The organism is Microbispora sp. NPDC046973 (assembly GCF_040644495.1).
Classification (GTDB): Bacteria; Actinomycetota; Actinomycetes; order Streptosporangiales; family Streptosporangiaceae; genus Microbispora.
Map to the genome: position 1 here is coordinate 1 of NZ_JBEYWQ010000030.1, position 16,218 is coordinate 16,218.

Below are 16,218 nucleotides of genomic sequence, written 5' to 3' on the forward strand. Positions count from 1 at the left end.
GGTGGCTGTGCAGGCAGACCACCGCGACCGCCCGGACGCCCTCCTCGCGCAGCCGCCGCAACCGCGGCGCGAGCCCTTCGAGGTCGGGCGGCCGCGGGGCCGCGGCTCAGGACCTCGGCGGGGTCGGCCCTTGGCGCTCTTCGGCGGCTCAGACCTTGCGGTAGCCCGGAACCCAGGCGCCGTCGTCGACGACGTAGTCGCCGAACAGGGCCGGGGCCTCCTCTCGCATGATCTCCCCGATGCGGTTGAAGACGAGGCGGATCTCCTCCTCGGCTCCCGCGGCCGTACGGGCCTCGATCGTGTGCCGCAGGGTGCGCACGTTGGCCGTCCAGACCAGGCCGGTCCCGACGCCCTCGGGCGCGAAGCGGCGCATGAACGAGGTGCGGTGCTTCTTCTCCGCGAACGGCACGCCGTCCTCGTCCAGCCCGAAGTGGGCCGCCATCCAGTTCTGGAACTCCTCCATCCGGTCGAGCATCTCGGTCGCCCGCTTCATCAGCTCGGCGTCCTCGCGTGCCCACTCGGGGAACCAGAACGGGATGTCGCTCAGCCGGACGAACCGCAGCGACTCCTGCGAGATCGCCACCCCGGGCCGGTGCCGCACCAGCTCGTGGGTGAGCACACGCGAGACGTTGTGCAGCACGAAGCTGAAGCTGAGGTGCTCCAGCACGCTGCCGTGCGCGCTCGCCAGGATGTTGCGCAGGTACGCCTCCTGGTCGGTTCGCACTCTCGTGACGTTCGGGTTCAGGCCCGGCTCGAACGACCGGTAGCACAGCCGCCCGGCGAACTCGGCGAGGTTCTGGGCGTCGAACTCGCCCCGCTCCAGCCGCTCAAGCCAGCTCTCCCCGCCGATCTCGTGGAGGTAGCGGGCCAGCTCGTCGTAGTCGACAGACGGTTTGGCGACGAGGAAGACCTCGGGCTCGACGCTGCGCATTCACATTCCCCGTGAAGTGGTTGCCGATGGGTGACCGTCCAAGCAAACCAGCTCGGGCCCACGATCGCGACCTGGCCCCCGCCCGGGGGCCCTTACGGCGGTACGGGGGTCGTCCTCCGATATCAGCCGTCAGGTGATGTCGCGGCGGACCGTGGTGGCGGTGGCGACGGCGGCGAACAGCACGCCGTAAGCGACCAGGACGGCGGCGCCCGCCCAGGCGGGCAGCCATTCCGGCCTGCCCAGTCCCGTGTCCACGTCGATGCTCATCAGCGCCTGCGCGGCCCCGCCCGGCAGCCACTTCCCCACCGAGTGCAGGGCCGGGATGCCCGTGAAGATGTTCTCGATCACGTACGCCCAGACGACCGCGGCGACGATCCCGGCGATCTGGTTGCGGACGAGCGCCCCCAACCCGATGCCGAACACCGCGTACAGCGACAGCGTCACCAGGATGCCGAGGCTGATCTGCGGGACGCGCGAGGCGGACAGCGAGAACTCGCCTCCGGAGAGCGTCACGGCCGGGATCACCGTGACCGCCTGGAAGACCAGCACGGCCAGCGCGAACAACGCGCCCACCATCAGCCCTGCCACCAGCTTGGCGACGATCACCAGGCCCCGCCGGGGGGTGGCGAGAAAGGTGCCGGTGATCGTCTGGTAGCGATATTCGGAGGTCATCATGACGACGCCGAGGATCATCAGGAAGATCCCGCCGCTGGACCCGCTCGACCACGCGATCTCGGCCCAGTCCGCGGTGTCCCGCGCGGGCAGCGCGCCGCCGTTCTGCTCCACCCCGGCGAACCCGATGAGGAAGCCGAGGCCCACCCCGACCAGCACCAGCATGACGAGCAGCATGATCCACCACAGCCTCGTGGTGAACAGTTTGCGCAGCTCCGCCCTGACGAGCCCGCTCATCGCCCCTCCGTCAGATCGAGGAAGACCTTGTGCAGCCCGGATCGCTCCTGCGCCACCTCGGTGAGCACGATGCGCCGGTCCAGGGCGACGCGGCCGACGGCCTCCGGGTCCAGCCCGCGCACGCGCAGCAGGCCGTCCTCGACGCGTTCGACCACCCCGCCCGCCGCTTCGAGCGCGGGGGCGAGGTCGGCGGCCTGCGCGGCACGCACCCGGATGGTGTCCGCCCCGTCGCTGGTGAGCTCGGCCAGGCTGCCCTGGCGGACCAGGCGGCCCCTTGCGATGATCACCACGTCGTCGACGGTCTGCTCGACCTCGGCCAGGACGTGGCTGGAGACGAGCACCGCCGCGCCCTGGTCGTGGGCGAGGTGGCGCAGGAATCCGCGCAGCCACTCGATGCCCGACGGGTCGAGGCCGTTGGCCGGTTCGTCGAGGATGTACACCCGGGGGCGTCCGAGCAGGGCGGAGGCGAGCGCGAGCCGCTGCCGCATGCCCAGGGAGAAGCCGCCCACGCGCTTGCCGGCGGCGTCCGCGAGACCGACCTGCTCCAGCGCCTCGTCCGCGCGGGCGTCGGGCAGCCCGGCCGCGGTGCACAGGATGCGCAGGTGGTTGCGGGCGGTGCGGCCGGGATGGAAGCTCGTGGCCTCGAGCACGGCGCCGACCTCGGCCGCCGGCTTCGGGAGCGTGACGTAGCGCTCGCCGTTCACCAGCGCCTCGCCCGAATCGGGCGTGACGAGGCCGAGCAGGCAGCGGAGCGTGGTCGTCTTGCCGGCTCCGTTGGGGCCGAGATATCCGGTGACGGATCCGGCCTCCACGCTGAACGAGACGCCGTCCACGGCCTTCACCGGCCCGAACGACTTCACCAGATTGCGAATCTCAATGGCAGCCATCGGACGCGATTATTTCGCGCAAAAAATCGAAAATCATCCTCATAAAGGAGGATGGTTTCGGCTCGGACAATTCCAGGATTTCAGAGGCGATAAACGCGACGCGCGTTGCCTGAGCCGATCATGTGAGCGATCCGGGCCGCGTCGGCCGGGCTCCACTCGCCCTCGGCGATCCGGTCGGCGAGCACGCGGGCCAGGCCGCGGCGGTGGCCGAGCGCGGCCAGGAAACACATCTCGGCGGCGCCGTGGCCGCCGGAGCCGTACATCTGTTTGTGGAACGGCGCGAGTTCGAGCAGCTCGCGCAGGACGTGGGCGGAGCCGGCGGCGGTGTGGGCGACGGCGGGCCCGGCGTCCACGTACACGTGCGGGAAGACGGCCGCCAGGTAGGCCGCCTGGCGGTGGTAGGGGTAACAGTGCAGCAGGACGACCGGCACCCCGAGCGGGGCGAGGGCGCGGACGAACCCGGTCAGCAGTGCCGGATCGGCCAGGTGGCCGGCCCCGATGCCGGACAGGCCACCGCCGGACAGCCCTCCGCCGGGCAGGCCCCAAGCGGACAGGCCCCAGCCCGACAGGCCCCAACCGGACAGACCACAGTGGAACTGCAGCGGCAGGCCTCGCTCCCGCGCGACGTCGACCGCCGCCCAGAGCAGGTGCCGTACGAGGACGGGGTCGTCCAGGCGAGCCTTCGGGTCGGCGAGCCTGCGGCCGGCCGCCGCGATCACGCTGCCGCGCGAGGGCCGCGAGGGGTCGAAGCCGAGGCCGCAGCGGTGCGCCGCGACCGACTTGAGCGCGGCGGCGCGGGCCGCGCGGGCCGCGAGCTCGTCCCGCAGCGTCCCGGCGTAGTCGGCGGCGGGCAGCCCGGCCTCGGCGACGTCCTGCTCGACCTGCTCCAGCCGGACGATCTCGTCGGCGGCGGCCGAGCCGAGGCGTCCCATCTCGGCGGGCGACAGCAGCGCGGGGACGTCGAGCCCGGTGTCGACCAGGAAGGCCGACACCTCGGCGCCGCGCAGCAGCCGCCGGTTGACCTCGGCCGCGCCGAGTTCGGCGCGGCGCGACAGGTAGACGGTGGCCGAGGCGTGCGGCTCCAGGCCCAGGACCGGCGCGCACCAGCGGCGGATCGCCGCGCCGGCCGGGGTGTCGAAGTGCGTGGTGCCGGGCGGCGCGGGCGTGCCGCCCTCGCCGATGAGCTGCTCGAACCCCGATCTGGTGGTGTCGTCGCGGCGCACGCCGCAGCAGTGCTGGTCGACCATGGGCGCGAGCAGGGCGGCCCGCACGGCGTCGGGAAGGGATACGGGCAGCATGTCGTGGGATCTCGGCTCCGGCACGGCAGTGGACTCTACGGCTCCCCCGCCGCGCCGGCGCCGCCCTAGACGGCCCCTTTACTCAGCCATGACGTGCGCAAAGCCGCAGGACGTTGGCGATGATCCGCGCCCCGGCGCCGCCCTGCGTGGTCAGGATCGACTCGGGGTGGAACTGTACGCCGAAGCGCAGGTTCTCCGCGTCCTCGATCGCCATGGCCGCGCCGTCCGGCGTGTAGGCGGTGACCCGGAAGCCCTTGACCCCCGGCTCCTTGGCGTGTACGGAGTGGTAACGGGCCGCGACGAACTCGCCGGGCAGCCCGTCGAGCAGGGCGCTGTCGCCCTCGCGGCGGACCTTGCCGCGCTTGCCGTGCTCGGGGTAGGGCAGCAGTTCGAGCGTGCCGCCCGCCTGCTCGACCATGGCCTGCAGGCCCAGGCACACCCCGAACACCGGGAGCCCGCGGCCGTACAGCGCCTCGATCAGCGCCGAGCAGCCGAAGTCGGACGGCCAGCCCGGGCCGGGCGACAGCACGACGAGCGTGGGCGCGATCTCGTCCAGCTTCTCCAGCGGGAACCCGTGCCGCAGCGTGACCACCGACGCGCCCTGCTGCCGGAAGTAGTCGGCGAGGGTGTTGACGAAGGAGTCCTCGTGGTCCACGAGCAGCACGCGGTGGCCCTCGCCCGGCAGGTCGGCCCGGGGCTCGGTCCGCGCCTCCTCCCGTGGGCGGGCGGAGGCGGCGAGCGCGCCGAGGAGGGCGCTGGCCTTGAGCTCGGTCTCCCGCTCCTCGGCCTCGGGGTCGGAGTCGTACAGCAGCGTGGCCCCGGCGCGCACGGTGGCGACGCCCTGCCGGATCTGCGCGGTGCGCAGGGTCAGGCCGGTGTTCATCGAGCCGTCGAAGCCGATGAAGCCGACCGCGCCGCCATACCAGCGCCGGGTGGTCTCCTCGTGGTCCTCGATGAACTGCATGGCCCACGTCTTGGGGGCGCCGGTGACGGTGACGGCCCACATGTGGGTGAGGAACGCGTCGAGGGCGTCGAACTCGGGCCGCAGACGGCCCTCGATGTGGTCGACGGTGTGGATCAGCCGGGAGTACATCTCGATCTGGCGGCGGCCGATCACCCGGACGCTGCCGGGCACGCAGATCCGCGACTTGTCGTTGCGGTCCACGTCCGTGCACATGGTCAGCTCCGACTCCTCCTTCACGCTGGACAGGAGCGTGCGGATCGCCTCGGCGTCCTCGACGGGGTTGGCCCCGCGGGCGATGGTGCCGGAGATCGGGCAGGTCTCGACGCGCTCGCCGGTCACCCGGACGTACATCTCGGGCGAGGCGCCGACCAGGTGCTCGCCGTCGCCGAGGTTGAGCAGGAACTCGTACGGCGCGGGGTTCTCGGTGCGCAGCGAGCGGTAGAAGGCGGACGGGTCGGCGCAGGCGCCGTGGAAGACCTGACCGGGGACGACCTCGAACAGGTCGCCGCGCTGGAACTTCTCCTTGGCCTTGGCGACGACCTCGGCGTAGGTCCCCCGGACCGGGTTCGGCGGGATCTCGCGGGGCGCGACCAGGGGGATCGTCTCGCCGGCGCGCTCCAGCCCGCTGGTGGAGACGCCGTCCACCGTGAACTCGTAGCAGTGCTCCACGCTGGTCTCGCGGACCCGGTCGATCACGACGAGCCGGTCGGGCAGGTGCAGCACCAGGTCGCGCTGGTCGCCGGGGCGGGTCAGGCGGTAGCGGATGGGCTCGAACTGGAAGGCCAGGTCGTAGCCGAAGGCGCCGTACAGGCCGAGGTGCGGGTCGTCGGAGCGGAAGGCCGCGATGATCTCGCGGATGGCGGTGAAGACGGTGGGCCTGCGGCTGCGCATCTCCTCGGGCAGCAGGTCCTCGGACTCGGGGACGTGCACCTCGACGTAGCCGTGGCCCGGCTCGGCCACCGGCTTGCCGGCCGCCAGCAGGCAGGAGGCGACGACGGGCAGCACGACCTGGCCGCGCTCGTTGAGCGCGCGGGCGGAGATGCGCCGCCCCCGCGCCACGATCTCCAGGCAGGGATCGACGTAGCCGAACGCCCACCTGCTGTAACGGCCCGGGTAGTCCATGCCGGACGAGAAGGCCCCGCCGCGCCGCTCCCCCAGCGACGTGACGATCTCCTCCAGCGCCTCCTCGGGCACCTCACGCACCCGGCGCTCGACCGCGATGCCGCCGGCCGTGGTATATCCGCTGATCTCCACTGTCCACGCCCCTTTTTTCGTATGCCCCCGGGGCGGACATACAGAAGGCCGCCACTCACGGGGCGGCCGGTCTATTCGACGCGAATGCGAAAACGCCGCCTGTCAGCGGCGCCACCACTGGGAGGGTGCATGAGTTCGCATGCGTCAAGGGTAGCGGCGGGAACCGCGATCATGCAACGCGGCACGACTGGAACGGCGAATAGCGGATAGATATTCTGTTACTGCTCGGGAAACCTCACTCTCGGCGCGGGGCCGTCGGCCCGAGGCCGGGGAAGGAGGGGCCATGGTCCGCGTGCCGGTGCACCGCCGCCGCCCGGGAGAGCCGGGCGGTCGGAGAGGTGCGAGCGGAGGTCCGAGCGGGCCGCAGGGCCACCGGGTCCGGGTCCGCCGCGACGTGCCCGTGCCGATGCCGGACGGCGTGACCCTCCTGGCCGATCACTACGCGCCGGTCGGCGCCGACCGGCCGCCGACGATCCTGATCCGCACGCCGTACGGCAGGGGCGGGGTGGTCGGCTGGATGTACGGCTGGACCTTCGCCCGGCACGGGTTCCAGGTGCTGCTGCAGAGCTGCCGGGGCGGCTTCGGCTCCGGCGGACGGCTCGATCCCCTGGTCCACGAGCAGGAGGACGGCCTGGCGACGGTCGAGTGGATGCGGGCGCAGGCGTGGTACGGCGGCAGCTTCGCCATGCACGGACCCTCCTACCTCGGCTACACGCAGTGGGCGATCGCCGCGGAGACCCCCGACCTGCGGGCGATGGCCGTCCAGGTGACCGCCTCGTGCTTCCGGGACGCGGCGTACGTCGGAGGGTCGTTCGCGCTGGAGTCGACGCTGATCTGGACGACACTCACCGCGCATCTGGAGGGCAGGCTGGGCGGCGTCGCCGCGATCACCGCGCCCCGGCGCACACGGCGGGCCGTGCTGTCGGGCCGCCCGCTGCCCGAGCTCGACCTGCTGTCGGCGGGCAGGCCGCTGCCGTTCTTCCGCGAACTGCTGGCCCACCACGGCGAGACCCTCTGCACGTACTGGGACAAGGTGGACTTCTCCACGTCGGTGGGGCAGGTCGGCGCCGAGATCACGATGACCGGCGGCTGGTACGACGTGTTCCTGCCCTGGCAGCTCAAGGACTACGCGGCGCTTCGGGCGGCCGGGCGGCGGCCCTACCTGACCATCGGGCCGTGGTATCACGCCGACATCCGCCACGGCCGGGCCGCCAACGCCGACGCCCTGGCCTGGTTCCGCGCCCACCTGCTCGGCGACCCGTCGGGGCTGCGCCCCTCCCCCGTCCGGCTGTACGTCACCGGCGCCGGCGAATGGCGGGACGAATCCGACTGGCCGCCGCCGGGCATGCGGCGCGAGCGCTGGCACCTGCAGCCGGGGTTCGCCCTGTCGCGGGACAACCCGGCGGGCGGCGAGCCGGACCGCTACCGCTACGACCCCGCGCATCCCACTCCGGTGGTCGGCGGCCCGGTGCTGATCGGCAACTCCGAGCCGAGGGACAACCGGCGCCTGGAGGCCCGGCGTGACGTGCTCGTCTACACCTCGGACGCGCTCGACCGGGACACCGACATGATCGGCCCGGTGAGCGCCGAGCTGTTCGTCCGCACCGGCAGGGAGCACACCGACTTCGTCGTACGGGTCTGCGACGTGCATCCCGACGGCACGTCGATGAACGTCTGCGAGGGCGTGCGCCGCTTGACCCCCGCCGACCGCGGCGACGAGGACGGCGTGCGCCGGGTGGAGATCGACCTGTGGCCGATGGGCCACCGGTTCCGCCGCGGCCACCGCATCCGGGTGCAGGTGGCGAGCGGGGCCTATCCGCGCATCGCACGCAATCCGGGCACCGGCGCGCCGCTGACGGCGGGCACCCCGATGGTCGCCTCCGACCAGGAGATCCTGCACGACCCCCGCCATCCCTCGGCCGTGATCCTCCCCGCGCTGCCCTGAGCCGGCCCGCGACCGTTCACCGGCGGGCGTTGCTACCCTCGCGATCGTGGCGATCAAGAACTCCCACTGCTCCTTCTGCGGAGCGGCCTACCCGCCCGGCCTGCCCTGGCCGAGGACCTGTCAGGAGTGCGGCAACACCGGCTATCTCAACCCCCTGCCGGTCGCGGTCATGGTGCTTCCGGTGGACGACGGCCTTCTCGTGGTGCGCCGGGACGTCGAGCCGCACCGCGGCCTGCTCGCCCTTCCCGGCGGCTTCGTCGACATCGGCGAGTCCTGGCAGCAGGCCGCCGTGAGGGAGCTCCGCGAGGAGACGGGCGTCGTCGCCGACGCGGCCGGCGTGCGGCTGTTCGACGCGGTCAGCGCGCCCGACGGCACCGTGCTGATCTTCGGCCTCGGGCCGCGGACGACCGCGGACGCCCTCCCGCCGGTCGCGCGCACCGCCGAGACCAGCGAGTGGCTGGTGATCGACGGCCCTCAGGAGCTGGCGTTCCCGCTGCACACGCAGGTCGTGGCCCGCTTCTTCGAAGGGAATCCCACCGCAGCGGCCCGGACTCGGTGACATGGGCCGACGGCCGGGTCCCGCGGCCGGTCGCGTCGGCCCATCGTTCGATGTCTTGCCATGTCGAACAATCCGGCGGGAGACTGGTTCGAGCATCCGGGCGAAGACGTGGTCTTCGTCGGCGGCGCCTTGCGCATCGAGTTCCGCGCCTGGCGGGCCGTGCGACTGAACGAGGGCGATGCGATCTGGTACAAGGGCACGCAGGCCCACCGCTGGAGCTATCCCTCCGATCAACCCACCCGGCTGGTCCTCGTGACGGCCCAGCACGGCCGGGATCACTGAGGCGCACGCAGGACGGCCGTCGCGCCGGAGCTCCTCCGACTCTCTTGCAGGTCATCTCGGGTCCGGCGGGGAGACCTCGCGGATTGCGTGGCGACGGCGGACGGAGAGCTGCGGAGCTTTCAGGCTTCGTGGACGCGGCCGGCCTCGACGACGACGCGGCGGGTGGTGTGAACGGCCTTCAGCATGCGCCGGTCGTGGGTGACGAGCAACAGGGTCCCCGTGTACGAGTCGAGCGCGGACTCCAGCTGTTCGATCGCCGGAATGTCGAGATGGTTGGTGGGCTCGTCCAGGACGAGCAGGTTGACCCCTCGGGCCTGCAGGAGGGCGAGGGCCGCTCTCGTGCGCTCACCCGGCGAGAGCGTGGCCGCCGGGCGGAGCACGTGGTCGGCGCGCAGGCCGAACTTGGCGAGCACCGTGCGGACGTCGGCGGGCGGCAGGTCGACGAGCGCGCCGAACGCGTCGAGCAGGGGCTCGTCGCCTTCGAACAGGGCGCGGGCCTGGTCGACCTCGCCGACGACCACACCGGAACCGAGCGCCGCCGTCCCCTCGTCGAGGGGCATCCGGCCGAGCAGCACGCCGAGCAGGGTGCTCTTGCCCGAGCCGTTCGCGCCGGTGATCGCGACCCGGTCCGCCCAGTCGATCTGCAGGTCGACGGGCCCGAGCGTGAAGGCGCCGCGTCGCGCGAGCGCGCCGCGCAGCGTCGCGACCACGGCCCCGGAGCGGGGTGCGGCGGCGATCTCCATCCGCAGTTCCCACTCCTTGCGCGGCTCCTCGACGACCTCCAGCCGCTCGATCATCCGCTCGGTCTGCCGGGCCTTGGCCGCCTGCTTCTCCGTCGCCTCGGTACGGAACTTCCGCCCGATCTTGTCGCCGTCGGTGGCCTTGCGGCGCGCGTTCTTCACGCCCTTCTCCATCCAGGCGCGCTGGGCCCGGGCGCGGGCTTCCAAGGACGCCCTGGTGTCGGCGTACTCCTCGTACTGCTCGCGCGCGTGCCTGCGGGCGACCTCGCGCTCCTCCAGGTAGGCGTCGTAACCGCCGCCGTACGCGCGGACCTGCCGCTGGGCCAGGTCGAGTTCGACCACCCTGTTCACCGTGCGGGCGAGGAACTCGCGGTCGTGACTGACGACCACGGTCCCGGCGCGCAGCCCCGTCACGAAGCGTTCGAGCCGGTCCAGGCCGTCGAGGTCGAGGTCGTTGGTGGGCTCGTCGAGCAGGAACACGTCGTAGCGGCTGAGCAGCAGCGAGGCCAGCCCCACCCGGGCCGCCTGGCCGCCGGACAGGGAGGTCATCTCCTGCTCCAGGCCGACCGTGAGCCCGAGATCGGCGACCACCTCAGCGGTCCGCTCCTCCAGGTCGGCGCCGCCGAGGGCGAGCCAGCGATCGAGAGCCTCGGCGTACGCGTCGCCGGGATCGCCGCTCACGAGCGCCTCGGTGGCCGCGTCGAGGGCCCGCTGTGCGGCGGCGACCCCGGTCCGGCGGGCGAGGAAGGCGGCGACGCTCTCACCGGGCCGCCGTTCGGGCTCCTGCGGCAGATGGCCGACGTTGGCGGCGGGCGGGCTGAGCCGCACGCTGCCGTGCTCGGGGGCGTCGAGGCCGGCCAGCAGGCGCAGCAGCGTCGACTTGCCCGCGCCGTTGACCCCCACCAGGCCCACGACGTCCCCGGGGGCGACGACCAGATCGAGATCCGCGAACAGGACACGGTCGCCGTGCCCGGCGGCGAGTTCCTTCGCGACAAGAGTGGCGCTCATCAGGACACCGACCCTACTGGGTCCCACGCCTATCCCGGCGTCGCCGTGGCGGCGGACAGTGGGTAGGTGACGCCGGTCAGCCGTTCGGACAGCCGCCAGAGGCGGGTGGCTGTGGCGGTGTCACGGATGGCGCGCTCGCGAGTACGGGGAGCCGGCTCACCACGCAGCTGCAGCACGCCGTCGGGAACGATGTCGCTGCCGCCGGGCAGGTCCGGCACGGTCGCCGCGTACAGGGACGTCTTCGCCCCTTCCGGGGGGGACGGAAGGCCAGGTGCACCAGCAGTCGCGTGACCGTCGCGTACAGCCGTCCCCTGCCGCTGTTGGCGCCGCCGGTGAGCACGTTCGTACGGGTGAGTCCGGGGGCGACGGCCATGTTGCGCAGCTTCTGCCCGGCGCTGCAGTTCCATCGCGAAGTAGAGGTTGGCCCGCTTGGACTGCACGTAGGCGAACGCCGTGCGGTAGCCGCGCTCGGCGTCGAGGTTCCCCAGGTCGAAGCGCGCGAAGCGCTGGCCTGCGCCTGCTCATCACCGCCGATCCGGTCGACGAGACGACCGCCGACCTGGCGGTACACATCACGCTGGCCGCCGCGCGCGCCGGAGCCCTGCGGGCCGCTTCGCGGCTGCCGGAGCAGACGACTCCCTAAAGTCCTCGGCTTCTGCAGCCCGACGACGCCCACGGCGGTGCGTGGCAAGGGGTTGCGTATGAGGCAAGTAGTCGGGTGCTGTTGCCGCCCGGCAGGCAGCCGGGCAGCCCAGGGGTCAGGTGCGGCGGGCGGCCCAGACGGTGCGCTCGGTGTGTACGCCGAGGTCGTCGCGATGCAGGATGCTGTGCGGGCTGTCGACGTCCAGAAGTTCGTCGAGGGCGGCGAGGTCCTCAGGGCTGAGCGCGGGTGCGGCGGCGGTGCGGATGCGTTGCAGGCTGCGGTAGGCGTAGCGGCCGATGGCCTTGCTGCGGTTGCCCTCGATGTCGACGGTGATGGAGCGCTCGTCCTCGACGGTGAATCCGGCGGCGGCCAGCATCGGCCCCCAGTCGGCGCCGCGGTGCGGGACGTGTTCAGCGTGGAAGCTGTCGGTCGCTCTGTGGGCGCGCTCCTCGAGTCCCGGTCGGCCTTCAGGGGCGTCGGCGGGCAGGAAGCGGGGGAAGCCGTCCAGTTCGACGACGGCGAACAGCCCGCCCGGCGCGAGAAGTTCGTGGACGCTACGCAGTGCGCGGTCGGGGTGGGCCATGTGGTGCATCGACGCGGAGGCCCACACCAGGTCCGGTGTGCCGAGGTCGGGCCAGTGGCTGGTGTCGAGGTCGGCCAGCACGGTGCGCACCCGGTCCGATACGCCGCGGGCGCATGCCTTCTCACGCAGGCGCTGCAGGTGGCCGGCCGAGGCGTCGACCGCGGTGACGTGTACCTCGGGGAAGCGTTCGAGGAGCGCGAAGGTGCCCGCGCCGGTGCCGCAGCCCAGGTCCACGATCTGGCGCGGCTCGGCCTTCAGCGGCAGCCAGGCGGTGATGGATGCGATGTGTTCGGCGAGGACCTCGGCGTCCAGGTCGAGGATCTCCGCCTGACCGCTGTCGTCGTGCTCCTGGTGGTGGCCGTGCGAGCCGCCGTGGTGGGGAGTGTGCTCGTGCGCTGGGGTCATGACATCACCGTAAGCACTCCATGCGCCTACCGCACCAATCCTTGCGAGATACGCAAACAGATGGCGTGATGTGCTGCCCGCCGCGCAAGACCGTCCCTCGCTGTGGCGGCGGAACTCCGGTACTCGCGAGGGTGCTACTCGCAGGGGCCCTGCGCACCGTCGCACTCGCCGGTCTCGCCTGTGTCGCGTCGGTGGCCGCGGCGGGCGTCGCGGTCGAAGATGCCCATGATCTCGCACGGGCCGCCCTCGGCCCCGATCGCGTGCGGCATCATGGTGGGGAACTCGGCGGCCTGGTTGGTCTCGATGCGGAACCGGCGGTGGCCGAGCATGAGGATCGCGGTGCCGGAGAGCACGACGAGCCATTCGCGGCCGGGGTGGGCGCGCATGCGGGCGGGATTGTCGGGCGGAGGTTCGGTCATGCGCTGACGCACGACGCTCATGCCGGGGTCGCCCTTGATGGGCCAGCGCATCAGGCCGTGGGCGCCGTCGATCATCGGGCTGATGACGACGTCGTCGGCGGCGTTCTCCACGAGCTGGTCGAGGGTGGTGTCCAGGGCGCGGGCGAGGGTGACGAGCTGGTCCAGGGCGAGGCGGCGCTGTCCGTTCTCGATCCGGCTCAGCGAGGACTGACTGAGGTGGGCGCGGGTGGCCAGTTCTTCCAGGGACCAGCCCTGTGCGACGCGCAGTGCGCGGATCCGTTTGCGTACGAGGCTGTCCAGCGCTCCATCTTCTTGCGTCATAGGCAACATGGTATGCCCTGCCTGCAAGGCGGGCTTAATGTCGAATACAGATGGTCCAGCCCCGGGGGCCAGGTACGACGAAAGGGCGCGACATGTCTGCCCAGACTTCCCGCTACGAGAGCGACACCCTGCCCGCCGAGACCGTGGACGTGGTAGTGATCGGCGGCGGTCCCGCGGGCCTGAACGGCGCGCTGATGCTCGCACGCTCGCGCCGGTCGGTCATCGTGATCGACAGCGGCACCCCGCGCAACGCGCCTGCCGCAGCGATGCACGGCTTCATCGTCCTGGACGGTACCCCGCCGCCCGAGATCCTCGAGCGCGGACGTCGGCAGGTTCGCGAATACGGCGGGCAGATCGTCTTCGGTGAAGTCGCCTCCGCCGAGCCCGCCGAACCGGTCGAGGGTGATCTGCGGTTCACCGTCACCCTCGCCGACGGCCGCAGCGTGACCGCGCGCCGCCTCCTGGTGGCCACCGGCCTGCGCGACGTACTGCCCGAGGTGCCAGGCCTGGCCGAGCACTGGGGCCGCAGCGTCGTGCACTGCCCCCACTGCCACGGATGGGAAGTGCGCGACGAGCCCATCGGCATCCTCGCCACCAGCTCCGCTTCCCTCCACCACGCACTGCTGTTCCGTCAGCTGACCGACGACCTCGTGTACTTCGCCAATGGCGCCGACCTGGACGAGGACACGCGCGCCCGGTTCGCCGCCCGCCACATCCGCATCGTCGAGACCGAAGTACAGGAAGTCGTCAGGAGGGACGGCGCCCTGGCCGGTCTGCGCCTGGTGGACGGCACCTTCGTCGCCCGGCGTGTGATCGCGGTGGCCACGCGGTTGCAGGCCCGCACCGAGGGCCTGGACGGGCTGAAGCTGCCGATGGAGGACCTGTCCGACAACATGGGCCGCCGCTTCGCCTCCGCGATGGCCGGCATCACCGACGTCCCCGGGGTGTGGGTGGCGGGCAACGCGACCGACCTGACCGCGCAGGTCGGTGCGTCCGCCGCGGCCGGCGCCCTGGCCGGATCCCACATCAACGCTCTGCTGGCCACCGCCGACACCGACACGGCCCTCGCCGCCGCCCGGGCCGCGAACACCCCCGCCTGACCCTCGGCCTGATCCGCGCGGACCACAGCCGGCGGTCCGCGCGACGAGCCCCCTGTTCCCCCCTCTTCGGCGACCGGCCCTGTCCCGGCGCTGATTCTGCATGCCCGTTTTGAAAGGAAATCATGAGTAGCAACCAGCCTCCCCGTGCGGCGGCCGCGCCAGTAGGTGGCGGAGGTACGCCGGACGCGCGTCAGCTGCGCGCGATCCTGATCGCCGTGTCGATCGCGCTGATGGCCGTCATCGCGTCGGTATCCGGCCTGAACGTCGCCCAGACCCACATGGCCGTCGAGTGGGGTGCCTCACAGACCACTGTCCTGTGGATCATCAATGTTTACACCCTTGCCCTGGCCGCCCTGCTGCTGCCTCTCGGTGCGATCGGTGACCGATTGGGCCGCAAGCCCATGCTGATCACCGGGCTGATCATCTTCGGTGCGGCCAGCGTCGTCGCCGGGCTCGCCCCGTCGGCCGCAGTGATGATCGGCGCCCGCGTGGCCGCTGGCGTCAGCGCTGCGATGATCATGCCCGTCACGCTGGCCGTCATCACCTCCACGTTCCCCGAGGAGGAACGGGGCAAGGCGATCGGTGTATGGACCGGCGTCGCCGGAGGCGGCGGCATCCTGGGCATGTTCCTCTCCGCGTTCCTCGTGGACGTCGCGGACTGGCGGTGGCTGTTCGTGCTGCCCGTGGTACTGGTCGCCGTCGCGCTGGCGATGACCCTGAAGTCGGTGCCCGACTCCCGCGAACGCTCCACCTATTCCTTCGACACCATCGGCGCATTGGTGTCCACGATCGCCGTGATCGGACTCATCTTCGTCCTGCAGGAAGGCCCCGAGCGCGGCTGGACCGACCCCGTCTCCCTGATCAGCCTGGCCGTCGGCGTCGTCGCCGCCATCGCCTTCGTGGCCTGGGAACTGCACCGCCGCGACGCATCCTTGCTGGACGTACGCCTCTTCCGTGAGCGCGGCCTGGCCGGCGGCTCCATCACGCTGCTCGTCGTCTTCGGTGTCCAGGCCGGTATCGCCGTTGTGCTCTTCCCGTTCTTCCAGGCCGTGCTGGGCTGGTCGGGCCTGCTGTCCACCGTGGCGATGATGCCCATGGCCATCATGATGATGATGATGTCCGGCCTGGCCCCCAAGGTGGCCGCCAAGATCGGCGCCCGCTCCACCATGACCTTGGGCATCGCCCTGTCCGCCCTCGGCCTGGCGTTGATGGCGCTGTTCGTCTCCGTCGACGGCGGCTACCTGTCCATCCTCGCCGGCATGCTCGCCATGGGCATCGGCATGGGCCTGTCGATGACGCCCTCCACCGAGGCCATCACCAGCTCCCTGCCCCGCGCCAAGCAGGGCGTCGCCTCGGCCCTCAACGACGTCAACCGCGAATTCGGCACCGCCCTGGGCGTCGCGATGCTCGGCGCACTCCTGGCCAACGGCTACCGCAGCGCCATCGACGACAAGCTTGGCGGCATCCCCCAGGGGGCCGCGGACACCGCACGCGAAGGAATCGCCAACGCCGTCGGGGTGGCCCCGAGCACTGGCAGCCATGCTCAGGACCTGATCCACACCGCGCAGCAGTCCTTCGTCGACGGCTGGCAGCAGGCCATGTGGGCAGGCGTCGCCGTCATGGGCGTGCTGCTCGTCTACGTCGCGCTTCGCGGGCCGAAGGGCTCAGACCTCGCCATCGCGGACGAGGCGGAGACCACGGAGACCGTCGCCGTCCGGTGACCGCGTGACAACTGGGCGGATCATCGGTCAGGCGTCAGGCATCGCGATACCGCGATGCCTGACGCCCCAGCTCAGCAGCGCACGTCGCAGACACACCAGCTCGGAGGTGTTGCGCCTCGCATTCGCGGTTCTTCTGGGGCCTGCGGCGGTTCCTGGTGTGCACGCCGATCGGGATGCCGATCACATGGGCGCCGGCCTACCCAAAGATCGACGAGCGGGAGGTGCCGGCCGCGATGCTGGACCGCGAAC

Annotated in this window: 14 protein-coding genes; 5 read left to right on the forward strand and 9 right to left on the reverse strand. The window is 71.8% G+C overall.

Annotated features, from left to right (window positions below; all coding sequences use genetic code 11):
• Positions 1 to 148: 148 nt before the first annotated feature.
• From thyX to ABZ860_RS35125, 5 genes are all read right to left on the reverse strand, one after another.
• Positions 149 to 931: an FAD-dependent thymidylate synthase gene (gene thyX / locus ABZ860_RS35105; RefSeq protein ID WP_357228780.1), complete on the reverse strand. Its 783-nt coding sequence runs from the start codon at positions 929 to 931 to the stop codon at positions 149 to 151.
• Between the two features lie 129 nt (positions 932 to 1,060).
• Positions 1,061 to 1,840, reverse strand: coding sequence for an ABC transporter permease (locus ABZ860_RS35110; RefSeq protein WP_357228783.1), 780 nt, complete (start codon positions 1,838 to 1,840; stop codon positions 1,061 to 1,063).
• Positions 1,837 to 2,727 (reverse strand): ATP-binding cassette domain-containing protein, encoded by an 891-nt coding sequence (locus tag ABZ860_RS35115; RefSeq protein ID WP_357228784.1) that lies wholly within the window; start codon positions 2,725 to 2,727, stop codon positions 1,837 to 1,839. Before ABZ860_RS35115 ends, ABZ860_RS35110 begins: the two co-directional genes overlap by 4 nt.
• 80 nt (positions 2,728 to 2,807) lie before the next feature.
• Positions 2,808 to 4,049 (reverse strand): amidohydrolase family protein, encoded by a 1,242-nt coding sequence (locus ABZ860_RS35120; protein ID WP_357228787.1) that lies wholly within the window; start codon positions 4,047 to 4,049, stop codon positions 2,808 to 2,810.
• A gap of 58 nt (positions 4,050 to 4,107) precedes the next feature.
• Complete coding sequence (locus ABZ860_RS35125; protein WP_357228790.1) at positions 4,108 to 6,243, reverse strand: anthranilate synthase component I; 2,136 nt, start codon at positions 6,241 to 6,243, stop codon at positions 4,108 to 4,110.
• A 283-nt stretch (positions 6,244 to 6,526) separates the two neighbouring features.
• Between ABZ860_RS35125 and ABZ860_RS35130 the strand changes: the two genes are divergently transcribed.
• Genes ABZ860_RS35130 through ABZ860_RS35140 form a run of 3 tightly spaced genes read left to right on the forward strand, consistent with a single transcriptional unit; the run spans position 6,527 to position 9,029 of the window.
• Positions 6,527 to 8,188 carry a CocE/NonD family hydrolase gene (locus ABZ860_RS35130; RefSeq protein ID WP_357228793.1) on the forward strand — a complete coding sequence of 554 codons (1,662 nt, stop codon included), beginning with the start codon at positions 6,527 to 6,529 and terminating at the stop codon, positions 8,186 to 8,188.
• A gap of 46 nt (positions 8,189 to 8,234) precedes the next feature.
• Complete coding sequence (locus ABZ860_RS35135) at positions 8,235 to 8,747, forward strand: NUDIX domain-containing protein (RefSeq protein WP_357228795.1); 513 nt, start codon at positions 8,235 to 8,237, stop codon at positions 8,745 to 8,747.
• A gap of 60 nt (positions 8,748 to 8,807) precedes the next feature.
• Positions 8,808 to 9,029 (forward strand): cupin domain-containing protein, encoded by a 222-nt coding sequence (locus ABZ860_RS35140; RefSeq protein WP_357228798.1) that lies wholly within the window; start codon positions 8,808 to 8,810, stop codon positions 9,027 to 9,029.
• Between the two features lie 119 nt (positions 9,030 to 9,148).
• On the opposite strand, the gene ABZ860_RS35145 is transcribed toward ABZ860_RS35140, so the two are convergent.
• The 4 genes from ABZ860_RS35145 to ABZ860_RS35160 all read right to left on the reverse strand — a co-directional run bounded on the left by ABZ860_RS35145 (position 9,149) and on the right by ABZ860_RS35160 (position 13,148).
• The gene (locus tag ABZ860_RS35145) at positions 9,149 to 10,777 is read right to left on the reverse strand and encodes an ABC-F family ATP-binding cassette domain-containing protein (protein WP_357228801.1); all 1,629 of its coding nucleotides are present in this window, start codon (positions 10,775 to 10,777) and stop codon (positions 9,149 to 9,151) included.
• 29 nt (positions 10,778 to 10,806) lie between these two features.
• Positions 10,807 to 10,995 carry a hypothetical protein gene (locus ABZ860_RS35150; RefSeq protein WP_357228804.1) on the reverse strand — a complete coding sequence of 63 codons (189 nt, stop codon included), beginning with the start codon at positions 10,993 to 10,995 and terminating at the stop codon, positions 10,807 to 10,809.
• Positions 10,996 to 11,535: 540 nt separating this feature from the next.
• A complete protein-coding gene (locus tag ABZ860_RS35155; protein WP_357228806.1) occupies positions 11,536 to 12,408 on the reverse strand; it encodes a class I SAM-dependent methyltransferase in 873 nt (290 codons plus the stop codon).
• A 134-nt stretch (positions 12,409 to 12,542) separates the two neighbouring features.
• Positions 12,543 to 13,148: an XRE family transcriptional regulator gene (locus ABZ860_RS35160; RefSeq protein WP_357228809.1), complete on the reverse strand. Its 606-nt coding sequence runs from the start codon at positions 13,146 to 13,148 to the stop codon at positions 12,543 to 12,545.
• Between the two features lie 92 nt (positions 13,149 to 13,240).
• On the opposite strand from ABZ860_RS35160, the gene ABZ860_RS35165 reads away from it, so the two are divergent.
• Positions 13,241 to 14,248, forward strand: coding sequence for an NAD(P)/FAD-dependent oxidoreductase (locus ABZ860_RS35165; RefSeq protein WP_357228812.1), 1,008 nt, complete (start codon positions 13,241 to 13,243; stop codon positions 14,246 to 14,248).
• 122 nt (positions 14,249 to 14,370) lie between these two features.
• Positions 14,371 to 15,969 carry an MFS transporter gene (locus tag ABZ860_RS35170; RefSeq protein WP_357228814.1) on the forward strand — a complete coding sequence of 533 codons (1,599 nt, stop codon included), beginning with the start codon at positions 14,371 to 14,373 and terminating at the stop codon, positions 15,967 to 15,969.
• Positions 15,970 to 16,218 lie beyond the last annotated feature (249 nt).